Here is a 24,932-nt window from a genome sequence, read left to right on the forward strand (position 1 = left end):
TCCTTAGCGAATAACTTTTTTAATTACCGCTAGTAGCTGATCGGGATTAAATGGTTTTACAATCCAACCTGTTGCACCAGCAGCTTTACCCTCTATCTTTTTTTCTAAGCCCGACTCTGTAGTAAGCATCAGTAGTGGTGTAAATTTATAACTAGGTAAAGTACGCAGCTCTCGTATTAATGTAATTCCATCCATTATTGGCATGTTTACATCTGAGATCACGGCATCAAAGTCTTGTTGCTTGGCAATAGCGAGAGCTTCACTGCCATCCTTAGCTTCGGTTACATCAAACCCGGCAGTTTTTAATGTAAAGCTCACCATTTGACGCATCGATGCTGAATCATCAACCGCTAAAATTCTTTTCATATATACCCCTAACTTTTACTTTCGGTTGTTAAGTATTGGCTTAAGCCAAGTTTATTAATTGTATGCGTTAAGGCCTCGCTACTGCCTACCCATATTATTTTGTGCTGTATAGTAAGTAGGTGTTTTTGTAAGGCGCATAAAAGTTGAATTGAGGCAGTATCAGCAGAAATCACATCGTTAATATCAAGACAGATATCATCGTTGCTATTGAGTTCGTGTAGTAAGTCTTGATGTAGTGTTTCAACTTGCGTAATAGCAAGTTCGCTCGGAAGTTTTAGCATTTAGTAAGTGCATTCCCTGTCAATTCAATTCATAACAAAAGCTTAGCCCTAGTTATTAAAATTGCCATAAAATGCTTAATTAAATTTAACCTGTCGTTAAAATACAAAAAAAGGAGCCTAAAGCTCCTTTAAAATTGGTAAAAAGTAAAAAACTAGTTTTTATAGTAATCAGCTATTTTTTTAAACTCTTCAGTTAAAGTCGTCGCATTAATTAATGGCACACTACCTTGTTTAAATTCTGGTTTAAAAATAGCTCTAACGGCTCCATTTTGATCAACCATAGCGACCGAGGCACTATGATCAACAGCATATTCTGATTCACTACTATCGCTAATGGCGTAAATTAAACCAAGCTCTCGAACAACAGGAAAAAGGTGTTTATGTTCCCCTGATACAGCTAAAAAATCAGGGTTAAAGTAATCTATATATTGCTTTCGTTTAGCTGGTGTATCGCGTTTTGGATCAACCGATAAAAACCAAACTTGTAGCGGATAATCTGCTTGTAAGTTTTTATAAACAGCATTTAACTTAGCAAGTGTTAATGGACAAATATCTGGGCAGCTTGTGTAGCCTAAAAATACTAAATTCCACTGTCCTACAAATTGTTGCTTAGTCACTAATTCACCGCGCTGATCGTTTAGCGTAAAATCAGACAGTGGCTTTGCATTTTCGTAAACTAATGCATCTACATCTGGCGGACTATTTTCGTTTGAACATGCCGATAAAAACAAAACTAAAACAACGATTAATCCAAGCCATAACTGCTTCATAAAGGGAGCCATTTATCTATAAATAAGATTACAAAGAGTACCATTAAATGAATAATCGAAAAACGAAATAAGTCCATTGCAGTCTCATCATTTCCAGCAATTTTTAAATTGACCGCCTTATATATAAACACGGCATTTAATACACATGCACCTATCAAATAGATTAATCCAGACATACCGATTAAATAAGGTAATACGCAAACAACAGCGAGTAAAACAGAGTAAGCAACGACGCACGTTTTACAAAAATCGATACCATGGGTTACTGGTAACATAGGGATTTTAGCGCGTTCATAATCACTTTTTCGCGCTATAGCCAGCGCCCAAAAGTGTGGTGGGGTCCAGGTAAATATTATCATTACGAGTAACCAAGGGGCTGCTGCCATTTGGTTTGTTTCTGACACCCAACCTAATAATGGAGGCATTGCGCCAGCCAACCCACCTATAACAATATTTTGCGGCGTTGCACGCTTTAAAAATGATGTATAAACAAATGCATAACCTACCAATGCAAATAACGTTAATATAGCGGTTAAGGTATTAGCCCACACCATCAGCATAATAAAACCAGCAACCCCAATAACAGCTGCAAAACTAAGCGCATGTGTTTTACTTAAACGCCCTTTAGCCACAGGGCGATGACGAGTCCGCGCCATTTTTGAGTCTATCTCGCTATCAACCACATGATTAATAACCGCTGCAGCAGCAGAAAGTAGCCCTATACCTAACAAGCTAATAAACTGTACGACCATACCGCGCCCTACATCGGGAGCCAGCGCTAAACCAACCCAAGCTGTTAGCACCAGCATAGCTACCACTTTAAATTTACTAATTGCTAAGTAGTCTTGCAGCAAACTATGTGTACGCGAAATTAGCGATTGAGTATTAACGGGTAGCAGTATTTTTTTATCAATTATAAGTGCCATCATATTTCCCCTTTATGTGCGTGATTTTAGGTAATAACACAACCTAACCATGCTTAATAACAGTATGGCTGCCATCAAGTTATGCGCCAGTGCAACTCCCAACGGAATATGCCAATGTACTAAAATAAGTCCTAAGCTAATTTGGCAAAGCAGAACAAGTAATACACTCACAACGCAATTTTTAATTTTTTTAGAGTACGCTTGGCTGTATATTTTCCACATAATTAACGCCAGAACAATGCAAGTAACGAGTGCCCAAATGCGATGTAATAAATGAATAGACATACGCGCTTGCTGCGATAACACACCAAACTCATAATTACTGTGCTCAAGTGGTAATTGAAATACGCTACTCAATGAAAACGGTTGTGCGTAATTACACAATGGCAAACCACTACAATGTGGAGCGGCGTAATTTGCAGCCAGCCAACCACCAAGTGCAATTTGGATAATTAATACACTGAGCGCTACTAAACTTAAACCGAAATAGCGTTTTGCGCCGCTATCGCCACCCATAATAGGTTTTGCGGTTAGCCGTAAATATAAAAGCGTTATAAGTGACAAAATACTAAAGCCACCTAATAAGTGGCCCATTACAATAAGCGGCTGAAGGTTCATGGTTACTGTCCACATACCAAGGGCAGCCTGAAACACCACTAGTAGAAGTAAAGCCAAAGGCAATTTAACTGGCGTAGTTGGATATTGGCGTTTTAAAAAAGCCAACACAAATAAACCTAAAATAAGTAAGCCTAAAGCACCTGCAAAGTAGCGATGAATCATTTCTTTCCACGCTTTTGCGGTTTCGAACATCATATCGGGGTAGCTTTGAGTTGCTAAGGCTATGTCAGCCTCATGCTTAGGTACCGTTAAAAAGCCATAACAACCAGGCCAATCGGGGCACCCTAAACCTGCATCACTTAAGCGGGTGTACGCACCTAAAGCAACTACAATCAAAGCGAGTAATCCTGTTATTAATACTAAGTTTTTATAATTTTTATACATCAGATACTCCAACTTAAGCTCAACTTAGTTAGCTAGAACGAGAATAGTTAAGTAATTTTTTTAGATCTTTTAATAACCCTTTTTGTACTAAACGGTTTTCTTGTGGCTCGACCTTAAAGGGATATTCAAGTACCACTAACCCCATATGATCAATTAAATACAAACTTGCAGGATTTAAACTCTGTTGCTCGGTAATAATTTTCCATGGTAGGTTTTTATTGTCGGGACTTCCCATTACAGCCATATCAACCTTGCCTTGGTTTTTACCAAGTGCCACATATAAATTATTAAGTGCATTGAGCTGTTCGCGGCATGGGGTGTTACATTCGTTTGAATAATTAAGTGCGATAGTCCATTGCTTGGGATTATTTTGCGGCCAATTTTTAAGTTTTATTTCTTGGCTTAAAAACTCGCCATTATTAGTAATTGCAGTAGGCAACCAATCAAACTTTAATGCGCCATATGCCAAAATTAATGGGATAGCGCAGCAGCCCACAAACAACACAAGGGGATTATTTTTCATTAAGTGTCCTTTTTTTACTCGCAAAAATAGCCACAACAGCACATGCAACAGCAATTAAAAACCATTGCACAGCGTAGGCATTATGCTTTTGAGGGCTCATAACAACTGCCTCATAATGAGGTGTTGCAATCTCATCACCAGTACCTTGTCTGTAAGCCATAAAATTAATTAATGATTGCTGGCTTTGAGTGCTCAGCATATTCAAGTCGATAGATTGGATTCTTGTAGGTAAGTCATTATTTGTAGTTTTATCTTCAAGCGTAAAGCTACTTAAGTTATTTTCTTTTATTTGCGCTTTAAGAATAAAAACACCTGTAGGCAGAGTAACCTTTGGCAGTGTATCTCTAGATATAGGCGCTTTTACCCATCCTAAATTAACTAAAATCACTTTTTCTTCGCTGTCTGGCTTTAGTAAAGCAAGTAAATCGTACCCTACTTGCCCGTTATAAACTTGATTATCTAAAAGCCAATATTGGCTTTGTACAAACCGCCCTTTTAACTCAACCAATACACCTGTTTTGTTCCAGCTATCAGGCAGGTTAAGTAATTGAGACCAACTCATCACACCCCGATTCTGTTGCTTAGCAATAGCGGTTAGTTGCTGCTGTTTTTGCTCACCTCGCTCCAACTGCCAAAATCCTAATCGCACACACACAAGTACAACAACCACAACCATACAAAGTGTGATTAGTGAACTAAGCTTTTGTTTGTGCCATAAAACTAACTGCATAAAGGGTCAACTCAGTGATTATTAAAATTATTATCGTACTGTTGTTAATATTTATACTTTTTAACTTATTTAGAGCATTGTTTATTATGGTGTCAGGGAAAACAGGGGGACGACCTATGTCTCACTTTTTAGGTCGTCGCGTATTGTTTTCGGTCGTTGTTTTAGTTGTTGTTATTGCAGCGCTTAAACTTGGTTTTATTAAAGCAAATAATTCGCCAATAAACGCTACAGCACATATACAAATACAAACAAACACAGCCACACCACATCAACAAAGTGCCAATACCAAGCAGCTGCTTGAAAAGCAAAGTGCTTATCTTTAGTAAAGTGCCCTTTTAATATCCGTAAAAATATTACAAATAAAAGTACGGTTCCTAGCGTTACATGCATGCCATGAAAACCAGTCAATAAAAAGAACGTATTACCGTAAATGCCCGCATCTAGCGTTAGATTAAGGTCATTATATGCATGCATGTACTCCTCAACTTGCAGCCCTAAAAAGCAAACGCCCAATAAAATAGTAGCGCCTAAAAAAACTTTAAGTGGAGTGCGTTTATTGTTTTCCATCGCTACGTGGGCAAAATGTAAAGTCACTGAGGAAGTAAGCAGTATTAAGGTATTTATAAGCGGTAAGCCTTGCCAGCCCATAGCTTGAGTAGTTTCGCCAGCAGGTGTTGAAACTAGCGGCCAAACGGCTTCAAAAGTAGGCCATAAAACCTCGTTAGTCATTGCATTATTGCCTGCGCCTCCAAGCCAAGGTACCGACAATACGCGTGCATAAAAAAGCGCACCAAAAAAGGCCATAAAAAACATAACTTCAGAAAAAATAAACCAGCTCATACCTTGTCTAAAAGAGCGATCCATTTGTGCTGAGTACAAACCTTGGTCCGACTCACTAATTACATTTTTAAACCAGCTAAACAACATATAAACAAGTACAACAATACCGGCATAAAGCAGATAAACCCCGCTACCACCTTCTTTACCTACACTCATAACAGTCAAGCCTGCCCCTACTGCAATAAAAAACAATGCAACAGCACCTACAATAGGCCATGGGCTTTGCTCAGGTACGTAATAATGCTCATATTCTTGATTCATTTTATTTACTCCTAGTTTCACACTAGTTTAAAAAGCTAGTTATTACTTACCACCAGCTGTTCACTAATATCAAATACGGTATAAGATAAAGTTAATTCTTCAATGTCGCTTGGCAGTGCGGTATCAACATAAAAAAGTAATTTAAATTCAAGTTCTTCCCCTGCTTTTAGAGGTTGCTGATCAAAGCAAAAACAAGCTATTTTATGTAAATACTTTGCCGCTCTACCTGGCGAGACTGATGGTACAGCCTGCATTACTTTATCTAGATTGCTGTTATTTTTAGCACTAAACATTACTTCACGCATTGCACCGGGTTTTACCACTACACTGTATTCTTTTGATTTAACTTCAAACGGTGCACCACTTTGTGCGTGAGTAGTAAAGCTAACGCCGACTTCTCGGTTTTGTACTATTTGTGTACTTTGCTCTGCTTGCTCAAGCGAAGGTTTTCCATTAAGCCCTGTTACATCACAAAACACGTCATACAAAGGTACTAAAGCAAAGGCAAAGGCAAACATGCCTATGCAAATAAGTACCAAACGTTTGAGTAGCGGTGCGTGTGTCATTACTTAATTACCGGCGGCGTAGAAAAAGTATGATATGGCGCTGGAGAGTCAACTTCCCACTCAAGCCCTTCTGCCCCTTCCCATACTTTTGCAGGCACTTTATCACCGCCACGCGCGCATTTAATTACCACAGCTACAAACAACAATTGCGATAAACCAAAGGCAAATCCACCAATACTTATGATTGCGTTAAAGTCGGCAAATTGAAGTGCATAATCGGGAATTCGACGCGGCATACCGGCAAGCCCTACAAAATGCATAGGAAAAAACAGTACGTTCACACTCACCAGCGATAGCCAAAAATGCCATTTAGCTAGCGTGATATTAAACATATTGCCCGTCCACTTGGGCAGCCAGTAATAGGCCCCCGCCATTATCGAAAATACAGCCCCTGTTACTAATACATAATGAAAATGCGCCACTACAAAATAAGTATCGTGGTACTGAAAGTCAGCAGGTGTAATTGCCAGCATCAACCCCGAAAAGCCACCTAAGGTAAACAGCACAATAAACGCAATACTAAAAAGCATTGGCACTTCAAAAGTTATTGAGCCTTTCCACATTGTGGCAACCCAATTAAATACTTTTACTCCTGTAGGTACCGATATAAGCATGGTCGCGTACATAAAAAACAACTCGCCAGCGACCGGCATCCCAGTGGTAAACATATGATGAGCCCATACAATAAAGCTCAATAGTGCTATGGAGGATGTGGCGTATACCATTGAGGCATAGCCAAAAAGTTTTTTACGAGAAAAGGTAGGTACTATTGTAGATATAATGCCAAAGGCAGGAAGAATCATTATGTATACTTCGGGATGGCCAAAAAACCAAAAAATGTGTTGGAACATCACCGGGTCGCCACCGCCTGCGGCATCAAAAAAGCTGGTCGCAAAATACTTATCGGTAAGTACCATAGTGACAGCGCCTGCAAGCACTGGCATTACCGCTATTAATAAAAAGGCAGTAATTAACCACGTCCATACAAATAAGGGCAACTTCATCCATGTCATGCCAGGGGCACGTAAGTTCACTATGGTTACAATCACATTGATTGCGCCCATTATTGAGCTAATCCCCATAATATGTACGGCAAATACAAACAATGCAGTATTATCATTACTGTATGTTGTAGACAGTGGTGCATAAAAAGTCCAACCAAATGCAGGACCCCCACCAGGCATAAATAACGATGCCAATAGGATTAAAAACGCAAACGGTAAAATCCAAAAGCTCCAGTTATTCATTCTTGGCAATGCCATATCTGGCGCGCCAATCATGAGTGGTATCATCCAGTTAGCAAGGCCTGTAAAGGCCGGCATAACCGCACCAAACACCATAATTAAACCATGCACGGTGGTCATTTGATTAAAAAAGTGAGGATCGACCAACTGTAAACCTGGTTGAAATAATTCAGCTCTGATCACCATGGCCATTCCACCACCAATTAAGAACATGGTCAGCGAAAAAATTAAATATAAACTACCTATATCTTTATGATTAGTTGTGTAAAGCCAGCGTTTAAAACCTTTAGCTGGGTGATGAGCATGATGAGCTTCATTGGCGTTAGGTTGTTCTACTATGCTACTCATTAGTTCGCCTCCACTTTGGCATCAAGTGCTGCCTGTATTTGACTCGGTTGAATAACATCACCCGTATCATTACCCCACGCATTACGTTTATAAGTAATAACCGCTGCTAATTGCTTTATAGATAACTGTTTGGCAAATGCTTGCATTGCCGTACCTGGTCGCCCATGGATAACTACATCAATGTGATCTTTTATATCGCCAAGCACTATCGGGCTGCCTTTAAGTGCAGGAAATACACCCGGTAACCCCATGCCAGTAGGCTGATGACATGCAGCACAATTGGCCATATATACTTGTTCGCCTAAAGTCATTAATTCTTCTTTCGGGAGGGTTTTATCAAGTAATGCGGCATCTGCTAATGCTGCTTTTTGTTTAGCTTGCTTTGCATCTGCAAGCCACGTTTTAAAATCAGCCTCAGATTTAGCGACCACCACAACGGGCATAAAGCCATGATCTTTACCACACAACTCAGCACATTGGCCTCGGTAAGTACCTTCTTCGTTTATGTTCGTCCATGTTTCGTTTATAAAGCCGGGATTCGCATCTTTTTTAACTGCAAAATCAGGTACCCACCAAGAGTGAATAACATCGTCAGAAGTCATTAAAAATCGTACTTTTTGATTTATTGGCAGTACGAGAGGTTTATCAACCTCAAGTAAGTAGTTAGGATTTTTATCTGCAAGATTCGCTATTTCATCTTGCGGGGTAGATAAAATAGAGTAGAACTCTACATCTTCACCCATATATTCATAATGCCATTTCCATTGCGAGCCTGTAATTTTAATAGTGAGATCAGCTTTGCTGGCATCTTCCATTGCAATTAGGGTTTTAGTGGCTGGTACTGCCATAGCAATTAAAATAACAAACGGGATTGCAGTCCAAAGTATTTCTACTTTAGTGCTTTCGTGAAATTGGGCAGGTACAGCCCCTTTAGATTTGCGGTGATGAATAAGTGCCCAAAACATAATTGCGAACACTATCACCCCAATCACACAACATATTATAAATATGGTCATGTGCAGCTGATATACATTATTGCTTATATCGGTTACGCCTTTGCGCATATTGTATTGGCTGTTAGCCAAAACTGGGTGCGAAAAAACACATAATATAAGCCACAAGGTAGAGGTCAGTTTACCCATGTGACGGCTCCTTTGATGCTATTGCGAATGCAAAGCGAAGAGGCATACGGCTTAAACGCCAATTCGTTATTTTTATTTTTTTAGTCAATCTCATTTAATATTGATTGGTTTTGCTGCGCCAACAACGTGTTTGTGTATATTGTGTGTTCTCAAAACTAAAAAGCTGTGAGTTATTATTAGCTCAGCACATTAATAATTAGCTAAAAAATGAACAACAAGCAAGTTTTAGTATAAAAAACAATCAGGTGATATTGAGTAATTAATAAAAAATCAGTAATCAACTAGGCAACAGGAAGTTTAAAATATGAGCAAAACAAAGGGGTTTAACGCATTCGAAGGGGGGAAATATAAGTGCAAAAAAGTTTACAGCTTAAATTGTCAGTGAGCTATTTATGCCCTATTTTTAGTGCGAATTTAAAACAAAAAATGCGTACTAATTAGTACGCATTTATAAAACTGCTTGTTTAAAAGCTATTTTTAAAGTCACATCCAATCAGCGTTTCTTATAACGCCAACGGCTAAGCCTTCAATATTAAAAGACTCATTCTCAAGATCTACTTCAATAGATTCAAAATCGTCGTTTTCAGCATGAAGTAATACTTTACGACCCGCTTTCTCAAGACGTTTTACAGTTACGTCTTCATCTAGGCGGGCAACAACAACTTGCCCGTTTTCAGCGGTTTGAGTACGATGTACAGCAAGTAAATCACCATCCATAATACCAATATCTTTCATGCTCATACCGTTAACGCGTAGTAAAAAATCTGCAGCCGGTTTAAACATTAATGGATCTATTTTGCAGTGACTTTCAACGTGCTCTTGCGCCAAAATAGGTGAACCAGCAGCAACACGCCCTATAAGCGGTAAACCTAATTGTTCTGGCTCTTCTTCTTCAATTAACTGAATACCACGGCTTGCACCTGGTTTCATTTTAATTGCGCCTTTTTTAGCAAGTGCTTTTAAATGTTCTTCAGCAGCATTGGCACTTTTAAAACCTAATGTTTGCGCTATTTCAGCACGTGTAGGAGGCATACCAGTGTCTTTAATAAAAACTTTAATTAGTTCGAGTATTTGAGCTTGGCGGTTCGTTAATGGTCGCATACAACTGGTTTTCCATACAGTACATTTAACTGTGAGTATATACAGTTAAATAAAAATCGCAAATTTAAATTAAGCCTTAAAATAGCCAAAGTAATTTCACTTGTGTACATTTTAGGGATATAACTAAAGCTAGATTTATAAATGATTAAAAAAGCAAAGGAGTCATTATGAGTATTTGGTACCAGCCCATCACTTTAGAGCTGTGTAAGCAGTTAGAACAAGGCATTGATGGCCAAGGAACATTAATGAAAACCATGGGAATAGAAGTCACTGAAATTGGTGATGATTACTTAGTAGCCACTATGCCGGCAATTCCTGAGCATCATAACCCAATGGGAATGGTTCACGGCGGTGCTAACGTTGTACTTGCCGAAACAGTTGCCAGCTATGCAGCTAACTTTGTTGTCGATTTTACAAAATTTTACTGCGTGGGGCAGGAAATTAGCGCAAGTCATTTAAAAGCATCTCGCAACGGCACTTTAACAGCAACGGCAAGAGCGTTTCATATTGGCAAACGTAGTTCAGTGTGGGAAATAAAAATTACAAATAGCCGCAATGAGCTGTGCTGCGTATCAAAAATGACCGCAGCAGTCGTAGAGCGAAGATAGTTACTTTTCGATTGGGTAAATTGTAATTTCCATACCCGCACCAATCGCAGATATACGTAGTAATGTATCTGCATCTAAGGCTTGATTAAAGCACTTAGGGGAAGTGCCCGATTCAAAACCAATATCAAACGTTCTACGTGAACAGCTTAACCATTGCTTTAGCGCGTTACGCGAACACGATTCAATAAGCTCACATATATGGTTTATTGCTTTGTCAGGCGTGTTTACTACACCTGTTGCTTCAATACGCGCTAATTGACGGTATTCGTCTTTGTCATAATGTAAAATCGTCGCGACTTTTTTCAAGTCTGCCACTAGCAAACTAATATCTTGCTTTGATTCAAGCTCAAGATCTACATTTAAAAATTGAATTTCCGACATCGTTTCGTATTTATCCTCTAATAATTTCATTGCAAACTTTAACGTAGTTTTACCGTTATACCAAATCAACTATGCTCTATTAACCACTTTATATAGATATTTCGCAGCTTTTAAGTATTTTTTAGCGTTTAAAGCTAGCTGGATATCAAACACTCAGCTCAATTAAACAAATAAGTCATGTTAGCAATTTAAGTGTAATCTTTTTTATTTTTAAATGATTACAGTAAGCTATAGTTTAAACTGCGACAAAATGTCGCAGTAACTAATCCCATTAATGTAATAAACTAGCCTCTAAAAATAATAAGACTAAAACATGAATAAAAAAATATTTAAGTATGCTCGCAAGTTACATAAATGGCTCGGTTATTTGCTCACATTACAAATTTTAGCTTGGCTATTAGGCGGTTTAGTCATGAGCGCTATTCCTCTTGATAAAGTTCATGGGGAGCATCTTGCAACACGTACTCTTAATAACCCATTTACGCAGGCTGATTATGTTGCCTCCCTTAACGATATTGCATCTCAGGTGGTTAATCCAACACAAATAATTTTTGAGAACTTTTTAACCACACCTATAATTACAGTAATAAATAAAGATGAACAGCAAAGCTTTAACGGTATAACAGGCCGGCCTTTTGAGCCGCCAACTAAAATACAAATTACCGCAAATGCTAAAGCACACTTACTTATTGATGCTCAAGTGACAAGCGCTGTACTGCTAAAGCAAGGTATGCGAGAAGTTGGATATAAAACCAATGTTTGGCAGGTACAATTTGACGACACATTTAACACAACACTGTACTTGTCAGAAAATAACGGCAGAGTTGTCACCGTTCGCAGCACACTATGGCGAATTTTCGACTTTTTTTGGATGTTACATATTATGGATTACGATGAGCGAGAGGATTTTAATAATCCGCTGCTTATTAGTTTTGCAGCAACCAGCGTACTTTTTTGCCTAAGTGGAATATTACTACTTATGCAAAACATACGACTAAAACGATTTATCCGAATTAAAAGTAAGAATAAATCAAAGTAGTCATATTGGTTTTTAAGAACTAGCGCACTCTCACCAAAGACTAAATAAGCCCTAGGAAGTACCCAAGGGCAGATTTTATTCCAAGTGTTTAAATCGACTCAAATGTCGCTTTAACATTTCGTTTTCGAAAATCAACTCATCACGCTCATCCAGCAATTGTAAAACTAAAGCTATTGCCGACCAATCTAACGAAAAGTCATGTTGAATACGGGCCGCTTTTTTAACTAAGGTCACTGCAGATACCGTAAATTGCCACTGCGTAACATGCTTCCCCTCAATTGGAACCGCAATATTGTGCTCAACTAGCTCATATAAAATTGCTTCGCTAATATCACTACTCAAACATAGCTCTTTGCTAGTAAGTAAATCATCTTTTTGTGTCACGATAATTTGCATTATGGCTTGCTCCAGTTATTACGGGGATCAAAGTGAGCTTTTTCGGCTAATTCTTCCCAAAGTTTTTTACTGGTATCATCAACAGATGTTGGATTAACAATTTTAAGCACCGCAAATAAATCACCTTTGGCTTTTTTACTCATTAATCCCTTGCCTTTAATACGCAAGCGTTGACCAGACTGACTATTAGATGGAATAGTTAATTGGATTTTGCCTGCCAACGTAGGTAAATTTATTTTTGTACCAAGAGCCGCTTCCCATGGTGCAAGAGGGACGACTATATTTAGGTTATGACCTTCAACATCAAATAATGGGTGGGGCACTAAACTAATTTGTAAGTACAAATCGCCATTTTGCCCATTCGCTGACCCTAATCCGCCTTGCCCTTTTAGTCGAATTCGTTCGCCATTTACTGAACCTGCGGGAATTTTCACTTTAAGTGATTTTTTAATTTCAGAGACACGACCACTACTATCTCGCTGCGGTAACATAAACTCAACAGGCTTAACGGTATCAACTAAAGTCTCTTCAAGAAAAATCGGGAACTCTATTTCCACATCTTGTCCTTTTTGCGCGCTAGCGGCGTTACTTCTGCTCTGCCCGGAACGATTGAATCCACCGGCGCCGCCAAACATTGAATTAACAAAATCAGAAAACTCTTGATCGGTTTGAGGATCGCTTTGCTGGTAATTACTTTGCGAAGAGGTATTTTTACCACCATAATGACCTTGCTGCTGACGAGCACGATTTTGCTGGTGACGACGTAACTCGTCGTATTTTACACGTTCTTCTTTGTTATGAATGACTTCGTAAGCTTCTGCTATTTCTTTAAACTTATCTTCTGCTTGAGGCTCTTTGCTTACATCTGGGTGATATTTTCTGGCTAACTTTTTATAAGCTACTTTAACCGCTTTATCGTCTGCATCAGGCGATATTCCAAGCACTGCATAATAATCAACAAATTTCATTTGCAATCCAAATCCCCATATTGAGTAAGCTTTAAGCATACTCCTTAACGTATAATCTTGTGTGGTTAAAATACGATAAATAGTAAGAAATAAATGAATAGTGAAAATAACTTTGAATAAAAAATTAATCGGACACTTTTTAGTAATATAAGTGCAGGCCTTAAGTTAACTTTATCTTTTATCTTCAAGGCTTTAAACTGCCTGTTCCTGTAGTTCACATTTGTGATGGATATGACTCGATTTATTCTGGCCTTACTGGCTTGTTGTGTGTGTTTTTCGGTATCTGCCGAACAATTTACCCGTTTTTCAACGGCTAAAAAACATTTAATTAAAACCCTCCCTGACAACGCCAAAAGTATTTACTGCGGTTGTGATATTAAAAAAGAAGGCAAAAAACTCATTCCTGATCCTTCTAACTGTGGTTACATTCCTCGAAATACACTTACCCGCTCAGGCAAAGTAAATGTGCGAGCACTACGCATTGAGTGGGAACATATTGTTCCGGCGTGGGAATTTGGTCATCAGCTACAATGTTGGCAAGATGGCGGACGTAAAAACTGCCGTAAAGTAAGTGCTAAATTTAGAAAAATGGAAGCTGATATAAATAACTTAGCGCCAGCTATTGGCGAAATTAATGCCGATCGCTCTAATTATCGTTTTGGTATGCTTAGCGAAAACGCCACACAGTATGGTCGTTGCGAAGTAAAAGTAAACTTTAAGCAACGTGTAGTTGAACCGCCTGTCTATGCACGTAAACGTATAGCCGACACTTACGCTTACATGCAGAAAACATACGGTTTAAAAATCTCTGATAAACAGCAAAAGTTATTTAATGCGTGGAAAAAGCAAGCATTTGCAGATACAAGTAGTGCGAGCAAGCTCTAAGCTTTAACACTCATTTACATAAATCAAAGTTATAAATGTTGAATAAACGAGCGAGTGTTGTAATATTTTAAACAACTTATTTACAAAAAAATCCTTAACTATGTTTAAAAATAATAAAACCTCGCTTGCCATTTTTGCAGCACTTTCGGGCTTTGCTTTAACGGGTTGTGGCGGCGGAGGCGGTATCGACTCTGCTCCAGTAGTTACCACGCCTATAGTTACAACACCTGTTAGTAGCAGCCCAACATGGACAGCGGCGGTATTTGAGCCCTCTAACGATTTAAAAAACTTTTGCGAAACCCCTCGTACGGGTAACGATCCCTTTAATAACAACAACCCCTACCCAGATCAAGCGGGTTCTGCCCTTTATGAAAAGCTTTGGCTTCGCTCTTGGAGCGACGAAACATACCTTTGGTATGATGAGATTGCCGATAACGACCCTGAAAGCTTTACAACAGTAGCCGATTATTTTGCCCAATTAAAAACAGAGCAGCTTACCGACTCAGGGGCAAAAAAAGATAACTTTCATTTTTCAGAACCTACTGAAGATTACTTTCAAGAAGCGCAATCGGGCGTTACTTCTGGTTACGGTATAAATTGGGCGTTTATTGGCGATACAGCCGACCGTATTTTACGCGTCGCTTATCTTGAAGATGATTCGCCTGCAAGCCAAATAGGCTTTCAACGTGGTGATACTGTACTTTCAGTTGACGGTGTTAGCATTAATACCAATACAGAGTCGGGTGTAGATACGCTTAACGAAGGTTTATTTAGTCCTACTAACGGCGACTCACATACTATTGTTGTACGCAGTAACGATGGCGCCGAAAAAACATTTAATGTAACCGCTGGCAATATTGAACAAACACCTGTTCAAAATGTTAAAACGATTACAACCGCAAATGGTTCAAGCGTGGGTTACATGCAATTTAATAGCCATATAAGCATTGCCCAAGAAGGGCTTATTGATGCGGTAAATAAGTTTAAAACCGATGGTATTGATGAGCTTGTAATCGACTTTAGATATAACGGTGGTGGTTTATTAGCACTGTCGGCACAATTAGCTTATATGGTTGCCGGTAATGCCAACGTTAACAACCGCTTTTATTATCAAACTCAACAAAACGATAAACAACCCGTTGATTCGCCCTTCCCATTTATTGATGAAGAAATAGATTACTCTACTTTTTTTAGCACAGGTGAAAACCTACCTGATTTAAACCTATCAAAGGTTTATGTATTAAGCACATCAGGCACCTGTTCGGCATCAGAAGCTTTTATTAATGGTTTAAAAGGTATAGACGCAGAAGTTATTTTAATTGGCGACACAACCTGCGGTAAGCCCTATGGCTTTACCCCAACTCATAACTGCGCAACAACCTATTACACTATTCAGTTTAGTGGCGTAAATAGCAAAGGATTTGGCGAATACGCTGCGGGTTTTACACCAACCCCTACTCCACAATTTGATGCTGATGTTCAAGGTTGTGAAATTGAGGACGACTTTGATCATCAGTTAGGCGACAGTGACGAGGCCGTTTTAGCCACCGCATTATTTCATGTTGAAAATGGCAGTTGTCCAGTTAGAACGGCTGCTGCAAAAGCAGAACCAGCTAATTTTTCAAGCTCTCGTGAATCTCTCATTCCTTTAAATATGCCGGTACAATTTACCCAGCGTAATATGGACTTAACTTGGCCAACGCTGGGTGAGGAAAGGTAATGGCTAAATTATTACTCCCATTAGCCACCTTGCTCGCTTTAGGCGGATGCCAAAGTGTAGATAGTGAGCCTGCTAAACCCGCTATATTAACGAGCGTTAACCCCAGCGTTATTACAACACTACAACAGGCAATTCAACAAGCTAAGGGAGGCACATTAGTAACACTTGCCGATTCGGTATTTACTAAACGTAGCGAACTGCTAATTGATCATGCAATGAGTAAAGGGTCTGATGGCAGAGTAATTATGGGCGCGCATAATATAAAATCTGAGAAGTTTATTTTGCAACTACGTAATAACCAATGCGAGCTTTACTATCCTAAAAAAGAGCTTACTACAGTACTTGAAGGTGTTACCTGTAAAGAGTTATAAGGCACTTTATTAATGTTTATAAATTAATAAAAAAGGCGCGCAGCATATCGCTGCGCGCCTTTTTCTATTTTAAAGCGTTATTACAAGTCTTGATGCGGACCAAACACTTCATAATGAATCTGCTCGTTTTTAACACCTAACTCAAGTAACTGGTTTTTTATAAATGCCATAAAACCGGCAGGACCACATAAGTAAAAGTCACCATTACTCAATGGTAGCTGTGCTTGTACTGCGTTTAGGTTCATTAACCCAGTAAAGTCAGCGCCCTCTGTCGCTTGGTTAAACCACGTCATTGTTTGTAAGCGGTTATAAACTGCATTTAACTCATTTAAATATTTTGAAAACGAATGCTGCTGAGTATTTTCGCAGGCATGTAAATACATAATCTCTTGATTAGAGCTGTCACTTAATAACGTTTCAAGCATAGCCAACATTGGCGTTTGCCCAACACCTGCTGAAATGAGTACCGCTGGGTTTGTGTTATTGCGTAAAAAGAAGTCTCCTGCCGGCGGGTATAACTCAACAATAGTGCCTTGCTCTAATGAGTGTAAATAATTAGACACCATGCCAGGCTTTGGCTGTAGCTCTTTTTTAACACTAATACGGTAGTTTTTAGCGTTACTTTTTTGCGAAATAGAATACTGGCGAATTTCTTCATATTCAGCGCCCTCTGGCTTAACTTTAATACCTAAATACTGCCCTGGTTTATGTGTAATAACAGCTTCGCCATCAACTGGCGTAAGTGTAAAGCTCGTTACTAGTTCTGATTCAGCCTGTTTGTTGGTTATTTCAAATTGGCGAGTTCCCGCCCAACCACCGTGTTTATTTTTACTGTGCTCATACAAAGCAGCTTCTTCGGTTATACAAATATCAGCAAGTACGCCGTAAGCTTCGCGCCAAGCGTATTCAACATCGGGAGTAAATTGCTCAGGAAGAAGCTCTTTAAGCGTACCAATTAAGTGTGCACCTACAATAGGGTAATGCTCAGGTAAAATATTCAAGCTTGTATGCTTATGATTAATACGTGTTAGCGCTTCTTTTAATACGGCTAAATTATCAATATTTTGTGCATACGCAGCCAATGCATTAAAAAGTGCAAATTGCTGACGACCTGTATCTTGATTCGCCATATTAAAAATATTTTTAAGCTCAGGATTATGGCTAAATAAACGCTTATAAAAATGATCGGTAACAACCGTACCCGCCTCTGCTAATAACGGAACTGTGCTTTTTACAATCTCAATGGTTTTATCAGATAACATATGTGTTTCCTATGGATGAACTAACCACGACGCCCATCAACACGACGCCGCGTTAATATAGGTGTGCAGTGAATTAAAAATAATGAAAAAGCCACTAACCACAGCAAAGCACTTATTTGCCAAGCAAGGTGAGGCCCAATAATAAAAGGGAGTAATGAACGAGTAATAGCGGCCACAAGCAAAAACGCAAAAGCAACAGCCATGTAATGAGGAATAGCGAGTGTACGCCCTGTATGACCATGTGATACACGCGTCATCATTGCTAAAATCATCATACCTATTGTGCCAATAGTGATTAAGTGCAGCGCATCTTTAAATTGTATTGCACTGCTATAAAAGCTAAATGCAACCATCATTAACCCTACGCCTAACGCTAAGTAGGAAAAATGTAAAGACCATAACAACGGCACTCTCAATACCTTGCTATCCCACCAAAAACCAGCCCTGACCAGGTGAAGCGCAGCAACAGTTGCAACAACTAACGCAGGATTAATCGTGTTCAAAAACAACTTGTTGATGAAAAATAAAGTGATAGCCAAAATAGATAAATACATCACCGCTTTATCTATTTTAGGAGTGCGAACTTGTGCGGTTAAACCTAGACCTTTAGCGGTAAAAAATGGTAGAACGCGACCCGCAACAATGCCAACTAGTAAAGTAATTACCAGTACTGCGGTATCAACCACACCAAGTGCAAGCTGCATGTTTTGTTTTAAAACAAGTATTAAATACAATACATTGAGCCCACAAAGCACAGCTAAAATAGCTAAAAACGGATAGTTACTTTTGCTATTGGCTTTTAATAACATATTAGCCAGTACTGCTATGGCGCCTAGCCACCAAATAACTTGTAATGTAAGTGCAGCATATAAATTAAAATGAGCAATATCAGGCAATATCACAAAAAAGGCTAAGCGCGCTGCAAGCCATATAAACGTAAGCCACATAAGGGCTTTCCCACTTATGCTCGGTACGCCTGTCCATGTTTGTGCAGCGGTAAGTAAAAAGCCAACAGCTACAACTCCTGCAAAGCCAAACAGCATTTCGTGCGCGTGCCATAATGTCGCAGGTATCGATGAGTGCCAACTTGCATGGCCTGTTAAAATAAGTAGCCAATACCCCACCGACAAAAATGCCAATAAGCCACCGCCTAAAAAGAAAGGTCTAAAAGCGAGCATCCATAATGGCCATTGAGATACTTGATGAATAGCAACGCGTGCTGGCATTGGCTCAGTTAAGTTTATAGGGCGCATTATCGTACCTCCTGCCCTAAACCATGTTGTGCAACACAGCGCAGTACGTAACTTACTTTTAAAATAGCAGCAATAACAATAGTCCCAATATGAGCTGATACTTGCACCGCCATGGAAAAGTACTCAGCAAACGGGTAGCTAATTAAAATACTTGCCGTAATACACACTAAACTCACAGCTAATGCAGTATTGGCAGCAAATAATACTGTTTCGTATAGTGAACTAAACTGTGTTTGATTATTTAAATTATTCAGCATTAGTGTGTTCATGGCGATCTCTGTAACTAACTACGTTACTTAGCTATTACACATACTGTGCCAACAAATTTAATTAATTAAATTCAATAAGTTAAATTAAACCACTTTACAGTATGAGTCTTTATGACCTACTATAAATTAACTCATAAAAACTCGAATAGGTCATTTTGACATGAATCAGCAATTCAACCTTACACAAGTTGCTCTAGAGCTTGCTCAAAGTACACTACACGAGCATAGCTTTGATCAATTACTAGCAACGGTTGAGCGGGTGATTCCTAGTGATGCAAGTGCGTTATTAGTGCTTCAGGGCGAGCAATTAAAACCACTGGCAATTAAAGGGTTAATGTCCGACAGCCTTGGCAGACGATTTAAAATAGTAGAACACCCTCGCCTAGAAGCTATTTGCAAAAGCACACTCGCGCTACAATTTGCGCACGACTGCCCGCTACCCGATCCATACGACGGATTACTATTAGCTAAAACCGGCGACATACCGGTACATGCATGTTTAGGCTTACCTCTTTATGATAAAAACGCGCTACTTGGCGTACTTACGTTTGATAGCCTTAACGCCAATGCATTTAACAGCATAAGCGCTGATACACTCAATACCTTACAAACGCTGTGTAGTGCGCACTTTAAAACAGCTTTAGAGCTTGCCCATTACAAACAGCATGCACAGCACTCAAGTGCATTAGTGCAAGAACTAAATCGTGAAGCGTTAACACGGGACGGCGGTGAAATTATTGGTCAAAGTCCGCTAATGCAAACACTTAAAAACGAAATTAAACTCGTTGCAGCATCTAATTTTAGCGTGCTTATATTAGGTGAAACAGGGGTAGGGAAAGAACTTGTTGCGCGTAATATTCACTTAAATTCAGCTCGCAAAGATCAACCGCTTATTCACTTAAATTGTGCATCGCTTCCTGAAAATCTTGCTGAAAGTGAATTTTTTGGTCATGCGAAAGGGGCTTTTACAGGCGCACAAAATTCGCGCCAAGGTAAATTTCAATTAGCTGATGGCGGCACGTTATTTTTAGATGAAATTGGCGAACTGCCCCTTGCCATGCAAAGTAAATTATTACGAGTGCTACAAAGCGGCGAAATACAAACGGTAGGAGAAGACACACCAAAGTACGTAGATGTACGCGTCGTTGCCGCAACCAACAGAAATTTAAAAGAAGAAGTAGCTCAAGGTCGCTTTAGAGCCGATTTATACCATCGCCTCAGTGTCTACCCTATTACTGTGCCACCACTTAGTAAACGCGAGCACGACATAACACTCTTAGCTGGTTATTTTATTGAGCAAACAGCCCGTAAATTAGGGATAAAACAATTAAAACTAAGCCCTGAAGCGCAAGTACTGCTTAATCAGTACAACTGGCCAGGTAACGTTCGCGAGCTTGAACATGTTATTAGTCGCAGCGCCCTAAAAGCAAAACAAAGCCAATGGCAAAATCCAATAATAACCATTACAAGCGAGCACTGTGATTTAACCCCGAGTGCGCCGCAAAACTCTCTAGTAGCAAGTCAAAGTACAACCAACACCTTAATCAACCAACCTTTAAAGCAAGCTGTAGAATCGTTGCAATACAACGTAATTACCGAGCAATTAAAGAAGCATAACTACAACTGGTCAGCAGCAGCAAGAGTACTTGAATTAGATAGAGCTAACTTAGTACGCTTGGCTAAACGCCTAGGCATAGAAGTAAAAAAAACACTATAATCATTTAAAACACAGCTAAAATGCTGCTAAAACTATTGATTAGCAGCTAACTTACTAAAGTGTGTTTTTAACAACCCTGCAAAAGCTTGTACTTTAGCAGTGCGATGCACTAAGTGATGCGTGACTAACCACACATCGGTAGGCCAGCTTAACTCACTGTGTAATATAGGTACTAAATCAGAATATTGCGCCGCTACGTCATGCTGTAATCCGCCAATGCCAAGCCCTTTAATTATTGCACGAGTCGCTTCTGCGGTTTCAGATACTCGCAGCTTAATTTGCGATGCAGGAATATTTTCATCAGCCCATGCAAAATAAGGCACGCGGGCATTAAAACCCGCCACACCCGATACAAAATTATGTTGTTGTAAATCACTTAATAATCTAGGCATGCCGTATTTATTAATGTAACGTTTATTAGCGTATAAACCCGATGAAAGCTGCGCCAAATGCTGAGCAATATAATCGCCCTCATCAGGTCTTGGGCCTGCACGCACTGCAATATGTGCTTGTCCGTGATCGAGCCTTAATCTTTTTTGTTCTAAAATAACTTCTAACTGCACTTGTGGATGTAGCGCCTGAAATTGCTCACATACATCACCAAGTACATCCATAAAACCACTTACCGTCGTTAGTAATAAACTCCCTCTAAGGGTGCTATCGGCTGCTGCTATATCGTTATGTAACTGCTCTAAGGAGCTATGGATAGTTTGTGCTGTTGCAAATAACTTGGTGCCAATTTCAGTAACCTTGTAACCACGGGCATGGCGATGAAAAAGGCGTGCATTTAAGTTTTTTTCAAGATTATTAATTCGCCTAAGTACTGTGCTGTGGTGCACATTAAGCTCTTCTGCTGCCGCCGTTAACGTGCCTAATCGTGCTACTTCAAACGCTACTTTAACGTCTTGCCAATCTTCAAATTTTATCGCCATGCTGTTTACCTTATACTTATGTGCATTTACGCACATAAGTGTTGCGTTTATTGGGGTTTTCTACAAGTAAAATTTTGCTACATTAGCGTTGTAAGTTTAAACACTAAAAGGTCACTAGCATGTCAGCACCAAAAATTATCGCCCTAGCAGGAAGTCTTCGACAAGAAAGCTTTAATCAAAAAATTATTAATGAGGCAGCACGTTTTGCTCTACAAACAGGTGCTGAAGTAGAAGTAATAAAACTAAACGAATTAAACATCCCACTATTTAACGAAGATATTGAAGCGCAAGGTACACCAAGCGATGTACAGCTTTTAAAAGACAAGCTACGTGCAGCTGACGGTATTTTACTAGCAAGCCCAGAGTACAACGGCTCTATAACTGCAGCACTTAAAAATGCGATTGATTGGGCATCGCGCACAGAGCAAGGTGCTGTTCCTGCTTTTCGTAATAAAGTAGTGGCGCTGTTTTCAGCATCACCAGGTGGACTTGGTGGGTTACGCGGTTTAAATCATGTACGTGATATATTAAGTGGTATTGGATCGTTAGTGCTTGCCGATCAACTTGCAGTACCCGCTGTACACACATTGTTTGATGAAAATGGGCAAATTAATGAACCTGTTACTGCAGAGCGAGTATCGGCGCTTGCTCATCAGTTAGTAAGCGTTGCAAGTAAGTTAAGATAACTTGCACGCCTAAATAACTAATTACTTTGTCGCCGCGAGTTTTGCGGCGATAAAATCGGTATGCGTTACATATAAAAGCCCTGCTACTTTACGTATTACATAGTCTTCTTGGGGATCTATTTCTCCATCGGCATACGCTAAGCGCCATAATAATTCTATTATTTCTATTCGCTGCGCCGCGCTGCAATGCTCATTAATCTGTTTTGAAAACTGAAAGTAATCTATCGAATCATCTAAGCTACTTTCCGCGTTATTAGTAAGCTCATTAACCTCAATATCTGTTAAATTAAAATACTTTTTTAAGGTTACAGTCAGGGTTCGTTGTTCATCATGTTCAAGCTTGGTATCTGCACGCATAACTTCAATTAATAATGCAGCAACAGCTGTTTTTAAATCGTGCTCTTGCATACTTGGCTGCTGTTCATCGAATACAGCAAAAAGTTGTTTTATTTGTTTGAACATCACACTTTCCCTTTTTGGGTGTTAGACTAATACGTAAAGAAATCGACCTTATTACTTTTATTAATGGGTATAAAGTTCGCAAATTAAAGGATATATTTTATGAAAGGAATAAACGCACCACGCTTATTTATAGGCGCTACACTGGTGGCCCTTTCAAGTGCAAATACTGCACTTGCTGAAAAAGCCGAAACAGAGAAGCTCTACGACTTTGACAACAAAGTGCATTACTACCAAACAAAAATTGGCGAAGACAACTATAAAATAGAAATCCAGTCAGACGATTACAAACACTTTACCAATCAAAGTGTATTTTTATTACGCCATGCTGACCGTCTATGCCGCGGCAATACCTTTATGTTGAAAATACTTGAAGGCGTTCAAGAGTACGAGCGCTTTCCAACAAAACCACGTGCTTACCAACCAGATTTAAGTGTTTTACTACAATGCGAAACTAAAGAAGATACAAACAAGGGTAAGTAACCTTAGTCTTTATAACCCCAAGGTGCTGATGGTGGAGTAATCGGTTTAGTTAAATCAAAATCCACCTTAAACTCACGTCCTTGGCGAATTAATCGATAAGTAAATACTTCTGAGTAAATATACATTTGCCATGTATTACCTACAGACTGTGCAATGCCTTGTTTTACGAATAACTCTTTAGAGTATTGGTCTGCTGGAAACGACTGCATTTGCGCAAACCCTGCATCAAGCGTATGGCCACCATACATAGTTGATGCGTCGTCTGTTCCATCTTTATGACGATGATCGTGCTTTAAACTCAAGCCACTACCCGTTTTCGTTATGATCCACGTACGTGATGCATCGTCTCCTACATGAAACGGTACTTGTAACTCAGCCTCGCTACATTTACGTACATGCATAACCAGCTTTTTATCTGTAAATGAGCTTGGCCCTTTCGCGTTATCTACCGCTACTTCACCTTCAAAAGCTTTACCGCAATGCGCTGCAATACTATTAAAAAAGGCATCATGAGTAGGAATAGACACTAACGGTGCAGGGCTTGCAAAAGCTGTCGATGAAGCAACTATTAAAGTTGCTGCAGTTAATAATTTCATATGTTTCTCGTTATAGTTATTTTAAAACACCTGTAATAGTACAGTTTTCTTAAGTACTTTATTAGAAGTATCTATATAAAATTTAGAACAAGACAACTAGGTAAAACTTCTAAATAGCGATTAACGACTAAATATCTCAGCCTTCATTAACAATCCTACTTTTATAAATATTAATTACACCTCAACTAGCCACTGGCCAATTACTTAATCACCATGGGTGATGACTGCTTAATAGGCCCGAACGTTCAGCTTTTAGCTGTGTCACATGCTACTAATCCAGCAAAAAAGCTTAATAAGGAAAACTTTGCAGCGCCTATCGCGTTAGGCAATAACATATGGGTTGGCGCAGGTGTAATTATTTTAGCGGGTGTAAGCATTGGTGAAAATAGTATTGTGGGTGCGGGTGCTGTGGTTACTAAAAATGTAATGCCTAATACTGTAGTAGCAGGTAACCCAGCTCGTGAAATAAGAACACTGTAGCTATTCTCGATGTGATTTTAGCGTCGGGAGTCGCTACGCTCGCATCAGCGAGCACTTTAACTCGTTAAATTAAGTGAATTATTCACTAAGAGACGCTCCGCTATAGAGGAATACCTGAATCACTTTTTCTACAAGCATAAAAAAGCTCGAATCGTTAGATCCGGGCTTTCTACAATGTGAAGCTTGTGTAATGTCATAGTGCCCACAGCGGTAGAAAGTCACGTAGCAAATGCTACTTTATTGGCCGACTGAGATATTGAGGGGTTTTGTTGTGATTTTAACGTCGGGAGTCGCTACGCTCGCCCTACGTGCTAGGTGTTGATGTGG

The 24,932-nt window shown here is 39.4% G+C and carries 30 protein-coding genes and 1 pseudogene; 10 read left to right on the forward strand and 21 right to left on the reverse strand.

The window, feature by feature from the left end:
• Positions 1–3 precede the first annotated feature (3 nt).
• From CXF64_RS01285 to CXF64_RS01315, 7 genes are all read right to left on the reverse strand, one after another.
• The gene (locus CXF64_RS01285; protein ID WP_007584956.1) at positions 4–366 is read right to left on the reverse strand and encodes a response regulator; all 363 of its coding nucleotides are present in this window, start codon (positions 364–366) and stop codon (positions 4–6) included.
• 8 nt (positions 367–374) lie between these two features.
• The gene (locus CXF64_RS01290; protein WP_002959595.1) at positions 375–647 is read right to left on the reverse strand and encodes an STAS domain-containing protein; all 273 of its coding nucleotides are present in this window, start codon (positions 645–647) and stop codon (positions 375–377) included.
• A 152-nt stretch (positions 648–799) separates the two neighbouring features.
• Complete coding sequence (locus CXF64_RS01295) at positions 800–1,417, reverse strand: SCO family protein (protein ID WP_024591687.1); 618 nt, start codon at positions 1,415–1,417, stop codon at positions 800–802.
• The gene (cyoE, locus tag CXF64_RS01300) at positions 1,414–2,343 is read right to left on the reverse strand and encodes a heme o synthase (RefSeq protein ID WP_002959598.1); all 930 of its coding nucleotides are present in this window, start codon (positions 2,341–2,343) and stop codon (positions 1,414–1,416) included. The genes CXF64_RS01295 and cyoE overlap by 4 nt, the downstream gene beginning before the upstream one ends.
• Before the next feature lie 12 nt (positions 2,344–2,355).
• Complete coding sequence (locus CXF64_RS01305; RefSeq protein ID WP_007584952.1) at positions 2,356–3,345, reverse strand: COX15/CtaA family protein; 990 nt, start codon at positions 3,343–3,345, stop codon at positions 2,356–2,358.
• 28 nt (positions 3,346–3,373) lie between these two features.
• Positions 3,374–3,868: a transmembrane cytochrome oxidase associated protein gene (locus CXF64_RS01310; RefSeq protein ID WP_101216094.1), complete on the reverse strand. Its 495-nt coding sequence runs from the start codon at positions 3,866–3,868 to the stop codon at positions 3,374–3,376.
• Positions 3,858–4,598, reverse strand: coding sequence for an SURF1 family protein (locus CXF64_RS01315; protein WP_101216095.1), 741 nt, complete (start codon positions 4,596–4,598; stop codon positions 3,858–3,860). The genes CXF64_RS01310 and CXF64_RS01315 overlap by 11 nt, the downstream gene beginning before the upstream one ends.
• Positions 4,599–4,612: 14 nt before the next feature.
• On the opposite strand from CXF64_RS01315, the gene CXF64_RS21055 reads away from it, so the two are divergent.
• Positions 4,613–4,921, forward strand: coding sequence for a DUF2909 family protein (locus CXF64_RS21055; protein ID WP_076915320.1), 309 nt, complete (start codon positions 4,613–4,615; stop codon positions 4,919–4,921).
• On the opposite strand, the gene CXF64_RS01325 is transcribed toward CXF64_RS21055, so the two are convergent.
• From CXF64_RS01325 to lexA, 5 genes are all read right to left on the reverse strand, one after another.
• Complete coding sequence (locus CXF64_RS01325; RefSeq protein ID WP_101216096.1) at positions 4,824–5,699, reverse strand: cytochrome c oxidase subunit 3; 876 nt, start codon at positions 5,697–5,699, stop codon at positions 4,824–4,826. The two genes, CXF64_RS21055 and CXF64_RS01325, sit on opposite strands and share 98 nt — an antisense overlap.
• Before the next feature lie 35 nt (positions 5,700–5,734).
• On the reverse strand, positions 5,735–6,265 hold the full coding sequence (locus tag CXF64_RS01330) for a cytochrome c oxidase assembly protein (RefSeq protein WP_101216097.1): 531 nt from the start codon (positions 6,263–6,265) through the stop codon (positions 5,735–5,737).
• Entirely contained in the window at positions 6,265–7,857 is a 1,593-nt protein-coding gene (gene ctaD / locus CXF64_RS01335; protein WP_007584944.1) for a cytochrome c oxidase subunit I, read from the reverse strand. The genes CXF64_RS01330 and ctaD overlap by 1 nt, the downstream gene beginning before the upstream one ends.
• Positions 7,857–8,999, reverse strand: coding sequence for a cytochrome c oxidase subunit II (coxB, locus tag CXF64_RS01340; protein WP_024594300.1), 1,143 nt, complete (start codon positions 8,997–8,999; stop codon positions 7,857–7,859). The genes ctaD and coxB overlap by 1 nt, the downstream gene beginning before the upstream one ends.
• Before the next feature lie 483 nt (positions 9,000–9,482).
• Positions 9,483–10,100 carry a transcriptional repressor LexA gene (gene lexA / locus CXF64_RS01345; protein WP_007584941.1) on the reverse strand — a complete coding sequence of 206 codons (618 nt, stop codon included), beginning with the start codon at positions 10,098–10,100 and terminating at the stop codon, positions 9,483–9,485.
• Positions 10,101–10,267: 167 nt separating this feature from the next.
• On the opposite strand from lexA, the gene CXF64_RS01350 reads away from it, so the two are divergent.
• A complete protein-coding gene (locus CXF64_RS01350) occupies positions 10,268–10,708 on the forward strand; it encodes a PaaI family thioesterase (protein ID WP_007584940.1) in 441 nt (146 codons plus the stop codon).
• On the opposite strand, the gene CXF64_RS01355 is transcribed toward CXF64_RS01350, so the two are convergent.
• Positions 10,709–11,089 carry a hypothetical protein gene (locus CXF64_RS01355; RefSeq protein ID WP_008138697.1) on the reverse strand — a complete coding sequence of 127 codons (381 nt, stop codon included), beginning with the start codon at positions 11,087–11,089 and terminating at the stop codon, positions 10,709–10,711.
• A 313-nt stretch (positions 11,090–11,402) separates the two neighbouring features.
• Between CXF64_RS01355 and CXF64_RS01360 the strand changes: the two genes are divergently transcribed.
• Positions 11,403–12,128: a membrane protein gene (locus tag CXF64_RS01360; protein WP_024591693.1), complete on the forward strand. Its 726-nt coding sequence runs from the start codon at positions 11,403–11,405 to the stop codon at positions 12,126–12,128.
• Positions 12,129–12,203: 75 nt separating this feature from the next.
• On the opposite strand, the gene CXF64_RS01365 is transcribed toward CXF64_RS01360, so the two are convergent.
• Both CXF64_RS01365 and CXF64_RS01370 read right to left on the reverse strand, forming a co-directional pair.
• Complete coding sequence (locus CXF64_RS01365; RefSeq protein ID WP_007584937.1) at positions 12,204–12,524, reverse strand: chaperone modulator CbpM; 321 nt, start codon at positions 12,522–12,524, stop codon at positions 12,204–12,206.
• On the reverse strand, positions 12,524–13,492 hold the full coding sequence (locus CXF64_RS01370; protein WP_101216104.1) for a DnaJ C-terminal domain-containing protein: 969 nt from the start codon (positions 13,490–13,492) through the stop codon (positions 12,524–12,526). Before CXF64_RS01370 ends, CXF64_RS01365 begins: the two co-directional genes overlap by 1 nt.
• Before the next feature lie 231 nt (positions 13,493–13,723).
• Between CXF64_RS01370 and CXF64_RS01375 the strand changes: the two genes are divergently transcribed.
• From CXF64_RS01375 to CXF64_RS01385, 3 genes are all read left to right on the forward strand, one after another.
• Positions 13,724–14,377 carry an endonuclease gene (locus CXF64_RS01375; RefSeq protein ID WP_101216105.1) on the forward strand — a complete coding sequence of 218 codons (654 nt, stop codon included), beginning with the start codon at positions 13,724–13,726 and terminating at the stop codon, positions 14,375–14,377.
• 100 nt (positions 14,378–14,477) lie between these two features.
• Complete coding sequence (locus tag CXF64_RS01380; RefSeq protein WP_101216098.1) at positions 14,478–16,097, forward strand: S41 family peptidase; 1,620 nt, start codon at positions 14,478–14,480, stop codon at positions 16,095–16,097.
• Entirely contained in the window at positions 16,097–16,468 is a 372-nt protein-coding gene (locus CXF64_RS01385) for a hypothetical protein (protein ID WP_002959634.1), read from the forward strand. Before CXF64_RS01380 ends, CXF64_RS01385 begins: the two co-directional genes overlap by 1 nt.
• A gap of 80 nt (positions 16,469–16,548) precedes the next feature.
• On the opposite strand, the gene hmpA is transcribed toward CXF64_RS01385, so the two are convergent.
• The 3 genes from hmpA to CXF64_RS01400 are packed head-to-tail and all read right to left on the reverse strand — an operon-like array spanning position 16,549 to position 19,252.
• Positions 16,549–17,730 (reverse strand): NO-inducible flavohemoprotein, encoded by a 1,182-nt coding sequence (gene hmpA / locus CXF64_RS01390; RefSeq protein ID WP_101216099.1) that lies wholly within the window; start codon positions 17,728–17,730, stop codon positions 16,549–16,551.
• A 20-nt stretch (positions 17,731–17,750) separates the two neighbouring features.
• Positions 17,751–18,983 (reverse strand): NnrS family protein, encoded by a 1,233-nt coding sequence (locus CXF64_RS01395; protein WP_010555391.1) that lies wholly within the window; start codon positions 18,981–18,983, stop codon positions 17,751–17,753.
• A complete protein-coding gene (locus CXF64_RS01400; RefSeq protein ID WP_007584928.1) occupies positions 18,983–19,252 on the reverse strand; it encodes a hypothetical protein in 270 nt (89 codons plus the stop codon). The genes CXF64_RS01395 and CXF64_RS01400 overlap by 1 nt, the downstream gene beginning before the upstream one ends.
• Positions 19,253–19,412: 160 nt before the next feature.
• Here CXF64_RS01400 and norR point away from each other — a divergent pair, with 160 nt between their 5' ends.
• A complete protein-coding gene (gene norR, locus CXF64_RS01405; RefSeq protein ID WP_008138686.1) occupies positions 19,413–20,969 on the forward strand; it encodes a nitric oxide reductase transcriptional regulator NorR in 1,557 nt (518 codons plus the stop codon).
• A gap of 32 nt (positions 20,970–21,001) precedes the next feature.
• Here norR and CXF64_RS01410 read toward each other — a convergent pair whose 3' ends face one another.
• Positions 21,002–21,901 (reverse strand): LysR family transcriptional regulator, encoded by a 900-nt coding sequence (locus tag CXF64_RS01410; protein ID WP_024591698.1) that lies wholly within the window; start codon positions 21,899–21,901, stop codon positions 21,002–21,004.
• Between the two features lie 119 nt (positions 21,902–22,020).
• On the opposite strand from CXF64_RS01410, the gene CXF64_RS01415 reads away from it, so the two are divergent.
• The gene (locus CXF64_RS01415) at positions 22,021–22,587 is read left to right on the forward strand and encodes an NADPH-dependent FMN reductase (protein WP_007584922.1); all 567 of its coding nucleotides are present in this window, start codon (positions 22,021–22,023) and stop codon (positions 22,585–22,587) included.
• Positions 22,588–22,608: 21 nt separating this feature from the next.
• On the opposite strand, the gene CXF64_RS01420 is transcribed toward CXF64_RS01415, so the two are convergent.
• Complete coding sequence (locus CXF64_RS01420; protein ID WP_101216100.1) at positions 22,609–23,049, reverse strand: tellurite resistance TerB family protein; 441 nt, start codon at positions 23,047–23,049, stop codon at positions 22,609–22,611.
• A 99-nt stretch (positions 23,050–23,148) separates the two neighbouring features.
• On the opposite strand from CXF64_RS01420, the gene CXF64_RS01425 reads away from it, so the two are divergent.
• On the forward strand, positions 23,149–23,529 hold the full coding sequence (locus tag CXF64_RS01425; RefSeq protein ID WP_024591701.1) for a hypothetical protein: 381 nt from the start codon (positions 23,149–23,151) through the stop codon (positions 23,527–23,529).
• A 2-nt stretch (positions 23,530–23,531) separates the two neighbouring features.
• Here CXF64_RS01425 and CXF64_RS01430 read toward each other — a convergent pair whose 3' ends face one another.
• Positions 23,532–24,125 carry a hypothetical protein gene (locus CXF64_RS01430; RefSeq protein ID WP_101216101.1) on the reverse strand — a complete coding sequence of 198 codons (594 nt, stop codon included), beginning with the start codon at positions 24,123–24,125 and terminating at the stop codon, positions 23,532–23,534.
• A gap of 189 nt (positions 24,126–24,314) precedes the next feature.
• Here CXF64_RS01430 and CXF64_RS01435 point away from each other — a divergent pair.
• Positions 24,315–24,605 (forward strand): annotated as a pseudogene (locus tag CXF64_RS01435) (DapH/DapD/GlmU-related protein); the annotation flags it as partial.
• Positions 24,606–24,932 lie beyond the last annotated feature (327 nt).

This window comes from Pseudoalteromonas sp. GutCa3 (assembly GCF_002836155.1).
Taxonomy (GTDB): domain Bacteria; phylum Pseudomonadota; class Gammaproteobacteria; order Enterobacterales; family Alteromonadaceae; genus Pseudoalteromonas; species Pseudoalteromonas arctica.